Raw genomic sequence first — 13,604 nt, 5'->3', positions numbered from 1 at the left:
GTAGCCATTCGCCCAGCCTTGAATACGATGTTGATGTAAATCTTCTGAAATTGGGAGGCTGTGAAGGGCAATGGAAAAGTTTGAGGCCATAGAGTTATGCAAAAAACATATGTACCGCTATGTCCGCGCGACAATGGCGGACGGAAGCGTACATGACGGATTTGTGGAAAGTGTTGATGAGGAGAAGCTGTATCTGGCAGTACCGGTAGGCCATGAAAACGTGTCGCCTGCACATGTGTCGCCGAATGCGAACGTAGCTCCGACGTATGTGTCACCTGCACATGTGTCGCCGAACGCGAACGTAGCTCCGACGTATGTGTCGCCTGCAAACGTGTCACCGAACGCAAACGTAGCTCCGACGTATGTGTCGCCTGCTAACGTGTCACCAAACGTGGCTCCGGCTCATGTGGCTCCGGCTCATGTAGCTCCGGCCAACGTGGCGCCAGCGGTCATGCCGGTCCATCATGGCTGCTACCACCCTTGCGGAGGTTTCCCGGGATATGACTACCGAGCATTTTTCCCAGGGTTCTATCCTCCGTTTGGATACGGCTACGGCTTTGGGTACCCGTTCTACGGACGCCGCTTTAACCGTTTGATTCTGCCTCTGGCCGGATTGACGGCGCTGTCGCTGCTGCCATTTTTTTAATATGTGATATAACGTACGAATCTGAAGAGGGATACCGAGAGAACCGGCGTCCCTTTTCTTTTGGATTCGGCGCGCCAGCCGAACTATTTCTAAGTAGGATACAGCGGGGACATTGGACGGGTCATTTTATATCCGGTATGATAAGAAAAGAAAATCTCTTACATATTAAAGGAGGCAACAATCCGATGGATTGCCTGTTTTGCAAAATCGTTGAAGGGAGCATCCCTTCCCAGAAAGTCTTTGAAAACGAACGGATCCTGGTATTTCGTGACATTCAGCCGGCCGCGCCGGTTCACGTGCTGATCATCCCGAAAAAGCATATCGCCTCAATGAACGAGGTTCAGGAGGAGGATCTCCCGCTGATCGCCGAAATGCATCAGGTGGCCCAGCAGGTTGCCAAGGATCTGGGCGTCAATGAGTCGGGATACCGGCTCATCAACAATTGCGGACCGGATAGCGGACAAGCGGTCCATCATATCCACTATCACCTGCTCGGAGGGGCCAAACTGGGCGCCCTGACCGGAATTTCCGACTCTCACGCATAAGCTTGTACCCCGGCAAATCCGGCCTTTGGTGAAAAAATAGGCCCTGAGGTTGACACCCTATTTCTCTTTCACCTATAATTAAGTTTGATGAACCGTGTTATTGCTCTTGGACGGTCTGGTCGGAGGGAGGGAAAACTGGTGTCTGAAACTAAAGTTCGCAAAAACGAGACTATTGATGCTGCACTTCGCCGCTTTAAGCGCTCCATCGCTAAGGATGGCGTATTGGCTGAGGTGAAGAAACGTAAGCATTATGAAAAGCCAAGCGTAAAGCGCAAGAAAAAGTCCGAGGCTGCTCGTAAGAGAAAGTTTTAGGAGGATTTGAACTAGCATGAATCTTAGCGAACGATTGAACGAAGATATGAAGCAGGCGATGAAGAGTAAAGACAAGTTCAAACTCTCCACGATTCGAATGGTTCGTTCGACGATCAAGAATCTTGAAATAGATTTGAAAAGAACTTTGGATGACAACGAAGTGCTTGATATCCTCAGTCGTGAAATCAAACAGCGCAAAGATGCCCTCCAAGAATTTCAAAAAGCAGACCGCGAGGACCTTGCGGAACATGCAAAAGCAGAAATCGAGATTATCGGTCAGTATCTTCCCGCACAGCTTTCCGAAGAAGAAATTAAAGTTATTGTACAGCAGACCATCCAGGAAACCGGTGCTTCTTCGAAAGCCGACATGGGGAAAGTGATGAGCGCGCTCATGCCGAAGGTAAAGGGACGCTCAGACGGCAAACTTGTGAACCAAGTGGTTCAACAATTTCTGCAATAAACATAAGTGAAACACCCCTGATTTCAGGGGTGTTTTTTCATTTTGTGAAACGATTCCCTTCTATGATGCGTAATAACTACCATATGATGGACAATATAACGGGAATGTGGAAAGGAGGGGTAAGGTGAATTTGGCCAAAAAGGGGCTTAAGTCTCTCGTAATGATGCTGATGCTCATATTTTTGGTTGCCGGCAGCTGGCTTCCCGGGTGGGCATCCGCCGAAACCGGTGAGAAGAGCGGCCCGGTCTATATTATACCGGTAGACCAGGAAATTGAGACGGGGCTTGAGAAGTTCATGCGCCGCGGTTTTAACGAAGCGGCCAAGATGAATGCCGGGCTCGTTGTGCTCGAGATCAACACGCCGGGCGGGCTTGTCGATACCGCCGACAAAATCGGGCAGATGATCCGTGACAGCAAGATCCCTACACTTGCTTACATTCAAGGCAATGCCGCTTCGGCCGGCAGCTATATCGCGCTGAATGCCGATAAAATCGCCATGAAGCCAGGCAGCATGATCGGTGCCGCCGCCATGGTGGACCGTACGGGAAAACGCGTGGATGATGCCAAGCTGGTCGCGTACTGGAAGTCGAAAATGAGCGCAGCGGCTGAGTCCAGCGGACGGGACAGCAAAATCGCCGAGGGTATGGCGGATATCAACATGGTCGTCGACATGCCGGCGATCGGTGAGAAGAAAGAGAAAGGCGATATTATCGCCTTGTCGAGCGAACAGGCTTTGAAGGTCGGATATGCCGATCATATCGCATCAACGCCTGAAGAAGCGATTCAATGGATGGGGTACTCGACGGATGACGTTTTCCGGGTCGAGCATACCGGTGCGGAGAAGGTGGCAGCCTTTCTGACACATCCAACCGTAATGATCATTTTGCTGTTCCTGGGGATCGCCGGTGTCGTCATCGAGCTGATGATACCTGGCTTTGGCGTTCCGGGGATCGTGGGCGTAGTTGCCTTTGTACTGTATTTCTTCGGTAACTATGTGGCGGGCTTCGCAGGATCCGAGACGTGGCTGCTCTTTATTATCGGGCTCATTCTTATGATTCTTGAAATGTTTGTCCCGAGCTTCGGCATCCTCGGTATTCTGGGCGCTGTCAGCCTGATTGCGGGCGTTGTCCGGGCAGCTTACGATACGACGCACGCCTTGTTCTCGCTCGGGATCGCATTTGCGGCGGCCGTCGTGGTCGTGGTGATCGTCGCGATCATATTTAAGGAGAAGGGCATCTGGAACCGCTTCATCCTGAAAGAATCGCTGACCAAGGAGCAGGGCTTCGTTCCGACCGATGCGAAGGAGGATTTGCTTGGAAAATCAGGCGTTAGCGTGACTCCGCTCCGTCCGGCCGGTACCGTGGATGTGGAAGGCGAGCGGATCGACGTCGTAACGGACGGAGAGTTTGTTGCGGCAGGCACACCGGTCAAGGTCGTTCGCGTCGAAGGTGCGAGAATTGTCGTAAAGCCGGAATAATGCTGGCTTTTTAGCGAGATTCGTGTAACATGTTGTAAAGAACCTGGAAAGAATGTCACATGAAACCAATTGATTACCTGGAGGTTGATAGGCAGTATGGATGGAACTTCTCTTATCACGGTATTACTGATTGCGGTTGTCATCATTATTGTGCTCAGCGTATTTTTCAGCTTTTTCCCGGTCATGCTCTGGATCTCGGCTTTAGCGTCCGGCGTCCGGATCGGAATTATTACGCTGGTGGCCATGAGACTGCGGCGCGTCACGCCGAGCCGGATCGTCAATCCGCTCATCAAGGCGACGAAGGCGGGGCTGGGTCTTAACATCAATCAGCTGGAAAGCCACTATTTGGCCGGTGGTAACGTGGACCGGGTAGTTAACGCCCTCATTGCGGCCCAGCGCGCCAACATTCCGCTCGAATTTACGCGCGCCGCCGCCATCGACCTGGCTGGCCGCGACGTACTGCAGGCCGTTCAGATGAGCGTCAACCCGAGAGTTATTGAGACTCCGGTCGTAGCCGCCGTTGCGAAGAACGGGATTGAAGTGAAGGTTAAGGCCCGGGTTACGGTCCGTGCCAATATCGACCGTCTCGTCGGCGGTGCGGGTGAAGAAACGATTATTGCCCGCGTAGGCGAAGGGATCGTAACGACCGTCGGCTCCAGTGACATGCACAAGGACGTGCTGGAGAACCCGGACTCCATTTCCCGGACCGTATTGGCCAAGGGGCTGGATGCGGGAACCGCTTTTGAAATTCTGTCGATCGATATCGCCGACGTGGATGTAGGCAAGAACATCGGGGCTTACCTGCAGACCGAGCAGGCCGAAGCCGATAAGCGGATCGCCCAGGCGAAAGCCGAGGAACGCCGCGCGATGGCTGTAGCTCAAGAACAGGAAATGAAGGCTCGCGTCGTCGAGATGAGAGCGCGGGTTGTGGAATCCGAATCCGAAGTGCCGCTCGCCATGGCGGAAGCCCTTCGCTCAGGAAAGATTGGCGTCATGGATTACATGAACCTGAAGAACATTGAAGCCGATACCCAAATGCGCGGCTCGCTGGGCAAAATGGGGGATAGCGGAGATGGCGGCGGCAGTCCGAAAAATAACAAGTAGGGAATGAGCATCCATGTGGATCATTGAACACTTTTACTGGATCCTGATCATTGGATTTGCGGTCATCTCTGCGCTGAGCAAAAGAGGAAACAAATCGAAGCAGAGGCAGCAGCCCCGAGGCATGCCCACGTTCGGGGGAGAAGGCCGCCCGTATCAACGACGGGACGAAGCGGACGATTACGATGAGGACGAGGATGAGGAATACGATGAGGGCCGTCCAGATCCGGCATACGGCTCCCGGCCACGGCCCCAGGAACCTGCCGGCAGAAGGAGCTCTCCGTTCGGATCGTATGATTCGTCAGCCCCTGAACCGCCTGTATATTCCCAAGACTACCGTCCGGCTCCGGACTATGATACCGGCGAAGGAGTATCCTCGATGTGGGCGGAGGAGAAGCCGTCCCCGGTACAGGCTACGCTGGAGGATCGAACCCGTACCATGCAGCAGGAGATCAACAGGGTGAACGCTTCTCTGGACAAAATATCGACGCAAATGGATATGGGGGCTGACAGGGCGGCTGACCGTGAGGCAGCTGTCCCGGTATCCCCTTTGGCCGAGCAGGCCAGACAAGGGATCATCTGGGCTGAAATTCTCGGCCCGCCCCGCTCCAAACGCCCGTTGAATCCGCGAAAATAACGATAATTTAGAAGAGAGGCCTCTTTCGGCCCGGGAAGATCATGATATCTTTTCGGGCAGCGGAAGAGGCTTTTCATTTTGGATCGCACAGCCTGTCCGCTGTGATCTAACGCCGAGAGGCGTTTTTTTTCGTGCTGCGCAAGGCGTGTGATCTTATGGCTTGAACTTCCCTGAAAAGCTTCATAAACCGGGCTTTGCGCGCATAAGGTGTAGAGTACAGGAAGGGGGAAGACCTTCGTATGGCCGGGATCAGCCGCAGGCTGCGGAAGTGGACGAACGAAATGCTGGATGTTCCGCAAGACGTTTTGTTCGATCTGCCGCGCATCACTATGGTGGGAAACAAAGAACTCTATATCGAAAATCATCGGGGCGTCCGGCATTTTTCACCCGATAAAATGGTCCTTTCCCTGTCCCAGGGACTGCTCGAGATCGAAGGCTCCGGGCTTATGATCCGGTCGATTCTGCCGGAAGAAGTGATGATCGAAGGATCGGTAACGAACATTAAATATACAGGAACGGAGGAGAGTCCATGAAAATCCCGACGTTAACCCGGGTTCGCGGCTGCGTGCGGATTGCTGTCCGGGGGGAGCATGTGGAGTATTTCATCAATGCATTGGCGGAGAACGGTGTACCGGTATGGGACATCGAGCCCAAAAACGGAAATTTGGCAGAGATGAAGGTGCTGCTGAGGGATTTTCATGCTCTTCGTCCCTTGTTGAAACGGACAGGCTGCCGGGTGCATGTACAGGGCCGGATCGGTTTGCCCTTTACGCTGGTCAAGCTGTATAAGCGCAAGTTTTTTATGGTGGGCATCGTGCTGTTTTTCGTTCTGCTCTTTCTGCTGTCGTCGATGGTGTGGAACGTCAGGGTAACTGGCAACGAAAAGATCGCGACCGAAGACGTGCTCGAAGCGGCGAAGAAGGAGGGGGTCCGCCCGTTCCAGTGGATTTTTCGCTTAGATTCGCCGGACAAGCTGTCGCGTGAGCTGAGCATCCGGCTTCCGGGCACGTCCTGGATCGGGGTGGAGCGCAAGGGCACCACCATTACGATCCAGATCGTGGAGGCGGCCGAACCGCCGAAGCAGCCGCTGACCGACCCGCGCCATCTGGTCAGCCGGACGGACGCGGTCGTCACGAGCATCTATGCGGAGCAGGGTCGGCCGCTCGTCGAGAAGAACTCCCGTGTGAAAAAGGGACAGGTGCTCATATCGGGCATTCTTGGCGTTGATGGCGGAAACACCGAGGTCGTCGTGGCCAAAGGGGAGGTCAAAGGGCTGGTTTGGCACGAATACAGCCTTACGGTTCCGCTGGTCCAGAAGCATAAAGTGTATACCGGGGAACGAAAGACCAAGTCTTATTTTGTGATCGGTGACCGCGCGGTGCAGCTGTGGGGCTACGGAAAGGATCCGTACAAGGCTTCCGAAACGCTAACGGAGCATGATCCTCTAACCTGGCGCTCCTTCAAGCTCCCCGTCGGATGGATGACGGAAAAAGTCATGGAAGTGCGGGAAAGCCAAGAAACACTGACCGTCGAAGAGGCCAAAAAACAGGGATTGGACGGAGCCGTGCGGGATATTTTGGCGAAATATGGGACGGATTCGCAGATCATCAGCCAAAAAATTTTGCATGAGAAGAAAGAGAATGGTAAAGTTTATATGAAAGTGCTTTTCGAGGTGGAAGAGAAGATTGCCGAAGAGCTTCCCATAGTTCACAACCAAGGAGAATGAGGCTATTTGTCAGAAAAAAATCACAGCGCACAAATCTTACTTCAAAGTGCAAGCGAAGGGATGTCCATTTTCGGACCGCAAGACACCTTTCTGAAGATGATCGAAGCGGAGATTCCCGCCCAGATCGTGTCGAGGGAAGCGGAAATTACCGTCCGCGGCAGCGACCGCGACGTACAGGTGCTGACCGAGCTGTTTGAGGTGCTTCTCCAGCTTGTCCGCAACGGTTACATTCTGACCGAACGCGACGTATCCTATGCGATCGACTTGGCGAAGGACTTCCGGGCGGATCAGCTGCTCGACCTGTTCAAGGGTGAAATCACGACCACGTTCCGGGGCAAACCGATCCGGGTCAAGACGATCGGCCAGAAGCACTACGTCACCACGATCCGCAAGCGTGACATTGTATTCGGCATCGGGCCTGCGGGAACAGGCAAGACCTATCTAGCGGTTGTTTTGGCGGTTGCGGCCTTGAAGGAGGGCTCCGTCAAGCGGATCGTGCTGACGCGTCCGGCTGTCGAAGCGGGGGAAAGCCTGGGCTTTCTGCCGGGTGACCTTCAGGAGAAGGTAGACCCGTATTTGCGTCCGCTGTACGATGCGCTCTATGACGTTATGGGACCTGAACAGACTGCAAAGTCGCTGGAACGGGGATTGATTGAGATCGCTCCGCTCGCCTATATGCGGGGACGGACGCTGGATGATTCTTTTATCATATTGGACGAGGCCCAGAACACGACACCTGAACAAATGAAAATGTTTCTTACCCGTCTTGGGTTCGGCTCGAAGATGGTCATCACGGGCGACGTAACCCAGATTGACCTGCCGAGAGGCAAGAAGTCCGGGCTGGTTGAAGCCAAGTCGATCTTGAGCGGCATTGAAGAGATCGGGTTTGTGCAGTTCGCCGAGCAGGATGTCGTGCGTCACTCCCTAGTGCAGAAAATCATTGTTGCTTACGACAAAGCTGCAGAAAACCAAGATTAGAGGGGATTATCTTTATGACTTCGAAAGAAGCGTCATCAGGCAAATCTTTCTCAACTAAAAATATCGGATGGAAACATAGCGCGGCAACCCGCTATGTTCTCTTTTTATGTCTGGCCATTCTGTTCTACGTGAGCCTGGCGCCGGATCTGCTTCCGGAAAAATACAATATTCAGGTCGGCACGCACAGCGAGAAGGAAATTACGGCGCCGATGCAGATTCCGAACAACAAAGCGACCCTGAAGGCGCAGGAGGAAGCTGCTGAACGCGTGCAGCCGATTTATACCATCGTTCCGATCCGGAACGACAGCCTGATCGCCTCGCTGCTTGACCGGATCGACAAGCTCAATCAGGACGACCAGGTTTCCCGGGAGGACAAGGTGGCGATCTACCGTCAGGAGATTCCGCAGCGCGCCCAGGACTTTGTGCAGAACTACGTTAATAATACGCGGAGTTCGGGTACCTATTCCGAAGCGCTGCTGAACGAAATGCTGAGGGTGACCAACCAGCAGGTCTATAAAATTCCGGAAGAGACCTTCATCAAAATCCCGCGTCTGACCTCTGCCGATATTACCGAGATGAAGCCGGTGGCGCGTGAAATCGTATCGCGGCTGACCAACGACCAGATCGTGGACGCCCAGACCGCAAGGGCCAAGGTGGCCGAGCTGGTCAGCACGAGCTCTCTGAGCCAGCGCACCGCGCGCGAGGTAGTGCAGGAGCTGTCGAAGATCGCGATTACGGCCAACAAGTTCTATGACGAAGAGGCGACGAAGGAAGCCAAAGTTCAGGCCCGGGAAAATACCCCTACGGTATATATCAAGCAGGGCGGCGTGCTTGTCGCCAAAGGCGAGCTGATTACGGAAGAGCTGTACAACCTGCTGGATGATAACGGCCTGCTCAAAAATGACGTCAACTATTGGCCGCAGTTTGGGCTGCTGCTTTTGTCTCTTCTGCTGGCCTTAGGACTCATGATGTTTATCCGGCAGCTTAACGGGGGCAAGTTTGGGTATAACAATTCCCAGCTGCTGATGCTTGTTCTTATTTTTATTATTACGATCGTTTCCATGCATGTCGCCGGCATTTTGCAGAGCAGCGAGCGCCCCTATCTGGGCTATTTGGCGCCGGTTGCCATCGGTTCGATGCTGGTCACGCTGCTGCTGGACATGTCGCTCGCGTTTTTCTGCGCCATGATCTTCAGTATTCTATCCAGCGTCATCCTGAATGTGCATCAGGGGCAAATGTTTGATTTTAAGTTCGGCTTGTTCTCGCTGATCGTATCCTACGTGGCGATTTTTACGATCCATAAGGCAAGCCAGCGGTCGACCCTGCTGAAGGGCGGGATCATGGTTTGCTTGTTCGGCTCGTTGACTGTATTTTTGATTAATTTGATCGACAATGATGACTGGCAGCAAATGTCGACGCTGTACGCGCTGGGGTTTGCCTTTGCAGGCGGACTGCTGACTGCGATTCTGGTCATCGGCCTCATGCCGTTTTTTGAGGTCACGTTCGGCATTCTGTCAGCCCTGAAGTTGGTGGAGCTGTCGAATCCGAATCACCCGCTCCTGCGTAAGCTGCTTACCGAAACGCCGGGAACGTACCACCACAGCGTCATGGTTGGCAATTTGTCGGAGGCGGCGGCCGAAGCGATCGGCGCCAACGGGCTGCTGTGCCGGGTCGGATCGTATTACCATGATATTGGGAAGACGAAACGGCCAAGCTATTTTATAGAAAACCAGAACAATATGGAGAACCCCCACGACTCGATCGATCCGAAGCTGAGCAAGTCGATCATTATTGCGCATGCGAGGGACGGGGTCGAAATGCTCAAGGATTATAAGCTGCCGAAGCCGATTCGTGATATCGCCGAGCAGCACCATGGCACCACCTTCCTGCATTTCTTCTACCACAAGGCGCTTCGTCTGGCGGAGGAGCAGGGCAAAGAGCCGGATTTCACGGAAGAGGATTTCCGTTACCCCGGTCCGAAGGCTCAGTCCAAAGAGTCGGCCGTCATCGGTATCGCGGACAGCGTCGAAGCTGCCGTGCGGTCCCTCCGTAATCCGACCGTCACTCAGGTGGAATCGGTGATCGAGAAAATCATCAAGAGCCGGCTGGACGATCACCAGTTTAACGAGTGCGATCTGACGATGAAGGAATTGGATATTATCGCAAAGACGCTGAAAGAAAGCGTCATGGGGATTTTCCACTCCCGGATCGAGTATCCGGAAGAAATCAAGAAAACGAAGATGGATGAAGAGAATAGAAGGAGCGGTTGAAAGATGGGTCTGCATCTGGCTTGGAACAATGAACAAAATGAGCATCCGGTCAGCGAGGAGCTGATTGCCACGCTGGAGGTCATCCTGCAGAAGGCGGGAGAAGCGGAAGGCGTGGAGGACGGCGAAGTGGCGCTCACATTCGTCGACGATAAGCAGATTCATGAACTGAACCTCGAGTACCGCGGCATCGACCGTCCGACAGACGTCTTGTCCTTCGCAATGAACGAGAGCCTGGACGAAGAGCTGGACATCGTGTATGAGCTGGAAGAGGACGAGGAGCTGCACGATATGCCGGAGGTGCTCGGCGACATCATTATCTCCCTCGACCGGGCCAAGGCGCAAAGTGAAGAATACGGTCACTCCGTGGAGCGTGAAATCGGCTTCCTGTTCGTTCACGGATTTCTGCACTTGCTCGGGTACGACCATCAGGATGCGGAAAGCGAAGCGGAGATGATGGGCAAACAGGAGGCTGTCCTGGCCCAGGTGGGGTTGACTCGGTAATGGCCAAGCGCTCCTTCCTTGCTTCATTCAGTTATGCCGCGGAAGGAATCGGATATGCATTGAAAACCCAGCGGAACATGCGGTTTCATGCCGTGGCGGCGGTTGTGGTCATTGCCGCTGCCGCCCTGCTGCAGCTGACGTGGCAGAGGTGGCTGTTCCTGCTCGTCGCGATCACGATGGTGATGGCCGCCGAGCTGCTGAACACCGCCGTCGAGGTCGTTGTGGATATGGTTTCACCGGAGCCGCATCCTATGGCGAAGGCGGCGAAAGATACCGCAGCCGGCGCCGTGCTGCTGACGGCTATCTTTGCCGTCGTCGTCGCCATTATTGTGTTCTATCAGCCTGTCGCAGCATGGCTGGGAAGTCAACATTAGAAGTTACAGGAGGAATCATACTATGGACACAGCTCAATTAATGCAAGAAGCGATTAAGGCACGGACCAAGGCCTACACCCCTTATTCCCACTTCGGCGTAGGAGCGGCCCTGCTGGACGCCGAGGGCCATATCCATCACGGCTGCAACGTGGAGAACGCGGCGTACGGGCCGACCAACTGTGCGGAACGGACCGCGCTGTTTCGCGCTGTCGCAGACGGACATCAGCCGGGCAGCTTCCAGGCGATTGCCGTTGTTGGAGATACCGAAGGTCCGATCTCGCCGTGCGGCGTGTGCCGCCAGGTCCTGGTGGAGCTGTGTGCTCCCGACATGAAAGTCATCATGGGCAATCTGAAGGGGGACATCCAGGAAACCACGGTGCGGGATCTGCTGCCGGGTGCGTTCGGACCTTCCGACTTGAAACATAGTGACAACGAATAAGCTGCACGATCTATTGGAATACACACTTATAAAACCTGGGGCCCCATCTTTGGCAGCCGGTGAGCATCAATGCTTCGCCGCGGTACGAAGAATGCGGGCCCTGATGGTCTTCCTGCTTAAGGAAGCATTATAGGAGGGTAATGACTTACATGGCGAAACCGTCATTCAAATCAGGCTTTGTAGCCATTATTGGCAGACCGAACGTGGGGAAATCGACGCTGATGAATCAAGTCATCGGCCAGAAAATCGCCATCATGTCGGATAAACCGCAAACGACGCGCAACAAAATTCACGGCGTATATACGACGGATCACTCCCAAATCGTGTTTCTTGATACGCCGGGTATTCACAAGCGCCAGTCCAAGCTTGGCGATTTCATGAACAATACCGCGCTGAATACACTGCAGGAGGTGGAGGCCGTACTGTTCCTGGCCGATACGTCCGAAGGTTTCGGCGGCGGGGACCGCTTTATTATCGAGCAGCTGAAGAAGGTGAAGACGCCGGTCATTCTCGTGCTCAACAAGATTGACAAAATCGAACCTCCGGCGCTGCTTCCGATTATCGAGGAGTACCGCAAGCTGCATGATTTCGCCGAAATCGTGCCGATTTCGGCCATGCTGGGCAATAACGTGAACACCTTGCTCGAGCAGGTGGAGAAGTATTTGCCCGAAGGGCCGCAGTACTATCCGGAAGATCAGGTCACGGACCATCCCGAGCAGTTCGTCTGCGCGGAGCTGATCCGGGAGAAAATTTTGCATATGACCCGCGAAGAGGTTCCGCATTCCATCGCGGTCACGATCGAGGATATGCGCGTGCAGGACAACGGCGTCGTGTATATTTCGGCGGTGATTTTCGTGGAACGGGATTCGCAGAAGGGTATCATTATCGGCAAGCAGGGCTCGCTGCTGAAGGAAGTCGGCAAGCAGGCGCGGCAGGATATCCAAAACCTGCTTGGCTCGAAAATTTTCCTCGAGCTGTGGGTAAAAGTGAAAAAAGACTGGCGCAACCAAGAGCGGGTTCTTCGCGATCTGGGCTTTAACCGCGACTAGTGAGCATCCGATGCCAGGCGGGGGGAATCCCGGCTTGGCAGGAATTGCAACACATAGTTTCACGGCTTTCGTAACATCCTATTTTTTGAAGATGCAGACGCCATTTCCGAAGAAAGGATGAATACGAATGCGAGATTTTTCGTGGAAGTATTTTGCGATGACTGGAGATGTGGATGCTTACTTGCTCTATAAACAGGCCGCCGGCATGACGGCGGATGAAGCGGAGACGGCGGCTGCTACGCAGCTGCTGGATGAGACGGATACCTATGAAGAGAACGAATGATCTTTGGCTGCTCCGGGAATGGCTGGGGGAAGAAGCATGCTATACAGGGTGGAAGGGATCGTCATCCGCAGCATGGACTACGGCGAAGGGAACAAAATCATTACGATTTGCACCGAAAACGCGGGTAAAGTAGGCGTACTTGTCCGTGGCGCCAAAAAGGTGAAAAGCCGCCATGCTGCACTGACACAGCTGTTTACGACAGCGGAATACGTATTTTTCAGAAACGGCACGGGACTCGGCACGCTGAATGCAGGGGAAATTATGCAGTCCCATCATGTGCTGCGCGAGGACATCGTTCTTGCCGCTTTTGCCTCCTACGCCTGCGAGCTGCTTGACCGCGTGCTTCAGGACGAGGAGACGGGGAGCTTCTGGTTCCAGCAGCTTAAGGCGTGTCTAGACGCGCTGGAAGATGGCAAAGACCCCGCCGTCATTATCAACTTGTATGAGATGAAAATATTGCAGACTGCAGGATACGGTCCCGAACTGTCATCCTGCATTTCTTGTGGAATGGATATTTCACCACAGGAGGAACGGTATTGGGTGAGTCCGCGGCTCGGAGGCGTACTGTGCCGGGCGTGCAAGCACCTGGATTCTCAGGCCATGGGGATTTCGCCCCGGACGATGAAGCTGCTGCGTCTGTTTGCCCAGCTCGATTTGAGGCGCCTCGGCCACGTCGATGTGAAGGAAGAGACCAAGGCGGAGCTGAAAGCCGTCATGCGGGCATTTATGGATATGCAGCTGGGGCTGAATTTGAAGTCGCGGGGTTTCCTCGATCAGATGGAGAAGTACGGGCTGTAGGATCTGTT

Annotated in this window: 17 protein-coding genes; all 17 read left to right on the top strand. The window is 54.0% G+C overall.

Annotation, left to right across the window (positions count from 1 at the left end; all coding sequences use genetic code 11):
* The first annotated feature begins 70 nt into the window (after positions 1 to 70).
* The 17 genes from MKY74_RS27545 to recO all read left to right on the top strand — a co-directional run bounded on the left by MKY74_RS27545 (position 71) and on the right by recO (position 13,596).
* Positions 71 to 646, top strand: coding sequence for a hypothetical protein (locus MKY74_RS27545; protein WP_076169797.1), 576 nt, complete (start codon positions 71 to 73; stop codon positions 644 to 646).
* 185 nt (positions 647 to 831) lie between these two features.
* Positions 832 to 1,191, top strand: coding sequence for a histidine triad nucleotide-binding protein (locus tag MKY74_RS27540; RefSeq protein WP_076169798.1), 360 nt, complete (start codon positions 832 to 834; stop codon positions 1,189 to 1,191).
* A 138-nt stretch (positions 1,192 to 1,329) separates the two neighbouring features.
* The gene (gene rpsU / locus MKY74_RS27535) at positions 1,330 to 1,503 is read left to right on the top strand and encodes a 30S ribosomal protein S21 (protein WP_005547957.1); all 174 of its coding nucleotides are present in this window, start codon (positions 1,330 to 1,332) and stop codon (positions 1,501 to 1,503) included.
* A gap of 16 nt (positions 1,504 to 1,519) precedes the next feature.
* Complete coding sequence (locus tag MKY74_RS27530; protein WP_076169799.1) at positions 1,520 to 1,963, top strand: GatB/YqeY domain-containing protein; 444 nt, start codon at positions 1,520 to 1,522, stop codon at positions 1,961 to 1,963.
* 160 nt (positions 1,964 to 2,123) lie between these two features.
* Complete coding sequence (locus MKY74_RS27525; protein WP_076170144.1) at positions 2,124 to 3,440, top strand: NfeD family protein; 1,317 nt, start codon at positions 2,124 to 2,126, stop codon at positions 3,438 to 3,440.
* 96 nt (positions 3,441 to 3,536) lie between these two features.
* Positions 3,537 to 4,544, top strand: a complete 1,008-nt coding sequence (gene floA, locus MKY74_RS27520) for a flotillin-like protein FloA (RefSeq protein ID WP_076169800.1) — start codon at positions 3,537 to 3,539, stop codon at positions 4,542 to 4,544.
* A 13-nt stretch (positions 4,545 to 4,557) separates the two neighbouring features.
* Positions 4,558 to 5,178 carry a hypothetical protein gene (locus MKY74_RS27515; RefSeq protein ID WP_076169801.1) on the top strand — a complete coding sequence of 207 codons (621 nt, stop codon included), beginning with the start codon at positions 4,558 to 4,560 and terminating at the stop codon, positions 5,176 to 5,178.
* 239 nt (positions 5,179 to 5,417) lie between these two features.
* A complete protein-coding gene (gene yqfC / locus MKY74_RS27510) occupies positions 5,418 to 5,711 on the top strand; it encodes a sporulation protein YqfC (RefSeq protein WP_076169802.1) in 294 nt (97 codons plus the stop codon).
* On the top strand, positions 5,708 to 6,904 hold the full coding sequence (yqfD, locus tag MKY74_RS27505) for a sporulation protein YqfD (protein WP_076169803.1): 1,197 nt from the start codon (positions 5,708 to 5,710) through the stop codon (positions 6,902 to 6,904). The genes yqfC and yqfD overlap by 4 nt, the downstream gene beginning before the upstream one ends.
* A 60-nt stretch (positions 6,905 to 6,964) precedes the next feature.
* On the top strand, positions 6,965 to 7,882 hold the full coding sequence (locus tag MKY74_RS27500; protein WP_373309598.1) for a PhoH family protein: 918 nt from the start codon (positions 6,965 to 6,967) through the stop codon (positions 7,880 to 7,882).
* A 14-nt stretch (positions 7,883 to 7,896) separates the two neighbouring features.
* Positions 7,897 to 10,152, top strand: a complete 2,256-nt coding sequence (locus MKY74_RS27495) for an HD family phosphohydrolase (protein ID WP_076169805.1) — start codon at positions 7,897 to 7,899, stop codon at positions 10,150 to 10,152.
* A 3-nt stretch (positions 10,153 to 10,155) separates the two neighbouring features.
* On the top strand, positions 10,156 to 10,653 hold the full coding sequence (gene ybeY / locus MKY74_RS27490; protein WP_076169806.1) for an rRNA maturation RNase YbeY: 498 nt from the start codon (positions 10,156 to 10,158) through the stop codon (positions 10,651 to 10,653).
* Positions 10,653 to 11,027, top strand: coding sequence for a diacylglycerol kinase family protein (locus tag MKY74_RS27485; RefSeq protein WP_076169807.1), 375 nt, complete (start codon positions 10,653 to 10,655; stop codon positions 11,025 to 11,027). Before ybeY ends, MKY74_RS27485 begins: the two co-directional genes overlap by 1 nt.
* Positions 11,023 to 11,466: a cytidine deaminase gene (locus tag MKY74_RS27480; RefSeq protein WP_432206605.1), complete on the top strand. Its 444-nt coding sequence runs from the start codon at positions 11,023 to 11,025 to the stop codon at positions 11,464 to 11,466. Before MKY74_RS27485 ends, MKY74_RS27480 begins: the two co-directional genes overlap by 5 nt.
* Positions 11,467 to 11,615: 149 nt before the next feature.
* Entirely contained in the window at positions 11,616 to 12,515 is a 900-nt protein-coding gene (gene era, locus MKY74_RS27475; protein ID WP_076169809.1) for a GTPase Era, read from the top strand.
* Between the two features lie 127 nt (positions 12,516 to 12,642).
* Positions 12,643 to 12,798 carry a YqzL family protein gene (locus MKY74_RS27470; protein WP_076169810.1) on the top strand — a complete coding sequence of 52 codons (156 nt, stop codon included), beginning with the start codon at positions 12,643 to 12,645 and terminating at the stop codon, positions 12,796 to 12,798.
* 36 nt (positions 12,799 to 12,834) lie between these two features.
* Entirely contained in the window at positions 12,835 to 13,596 is a 762-nt protein-coding gene (recO, locus tag MKY74_RS27465) for a DNA repair protein RecO (protein ID WP_076169811.1), read from the top strand.
* Positions 13,597 to 13,604 lie beyond the last annotated feature (8 nt).

The sequence above is a fragment of the Paenibacillus sp. FSL R5-0378 genome (assembly GCF_038009285.1).
GTDB classification, from domain to species: Bacteria; Bacillota; Bacilli; order Paenibacillales; family Paenibacillaceae; genus Paenibacillus_AQ; species Paenibacillus_AQ favisporus.
This window is presented reverse-complemented; position numbering and strand designations above follow the sequence as displayed.

Coding starts and splice junctions, on each gene's coding strand:
- MKY74_RS27545 (WP_076169797.1), top strand. CDS start 71: ATGGAAAAGTTTGAGGCCATAGAGTTATGCAAAAAACATATGTACCGC.
- MKY74_RS27540 (WP_076169798.1), top strand. CDS start 832: ATGGATTGCCTGTTTTGCAAAATCGTTGAAGGGAGCATCCCTTCCCAG.
- MKY74_RS27530 (WP_076169799.1), top strand. CDS start 1,520: ATGAATCTTAGCGAACGATTGAACGAAGATATGAAGCAGGCGATGAAG.
- MKY74_RS27525 (WP_076170144.1), top strand. CDS start 2,124: ATGATGCTGATGCTCATATTTTTGGTTGCCGGCAGCTGGCTTCCCGGG.
- floA (WP_076169800.1), top strand. CDS start 3,537: ATGGATGGAACTTCTCTTATCACGGTATTACTGATTGCGGTTGTCATC.
- MKY74_RS27515 (WP_076169801.1), top strand. CDS start 4,558: ATGTGGATCATTGAACACTTTTACTGGATCCTGATCATTGGATTTGCG.
- yqfC (WP_076169802.1), top strand. CDS start 5,418: ATGGCCGGGATCAGCCGCAGGCTGCGGAAGTGGACGAACGAAATGCTG.
- yqfD (WP_076169803.1), top strand. CDS start 5,708: ATGAAAATCCCGACGTTAACCCGGGTTCGCGGCTGCGTGCGGATTGCT.
- MKY74_RS27500 (WP_373309598.1), top strand. CDS start 6,965: ATGTCCATTTTCGGACCGCAAGACACCTTTCTGAAGATGATCGAAGCG.
- MKY74_RS27495 (WP_076169805.1), top strand. CDS start 7,897: ATGACTTCGAAAGAAGCGTCATCAGGCAAATCTTTCTCAACTAAAAAT.
- ybeY (WP_076169806.1), top strand. CDS start 10,156: ATGGGTCTGCATCTGGCTTGGAACAATGAACAAAATGAGCATCCGGTC.
- MKY74_RS27485 (WP_076169807.1), top strand. CDS start 10,653: ATGGCCAAGCGCTCCTTCCTTGCTTCATTCAGTTATGCCGCGGAAGGA.
- era (WP_076169809.1), top strand. CDS start 11,616: ATGGCGAAACCGTCATTCAAATCAGGCTTTGTAGCCATTATTGGCAGA.
- MKY74_RS27470 (WP_076169810.1), top strand. CDS start 12,643: ATGCGAGATTTTTCGTGGAAGTATTTTGCGATGACTGGAGATGTGGAT.
- recO (WP_076169811.1), top strand. CDS start 12,835: ATGCTATACAGGGTGGAAGGGATCGTCATCCGCAGCATGGACTACGGC.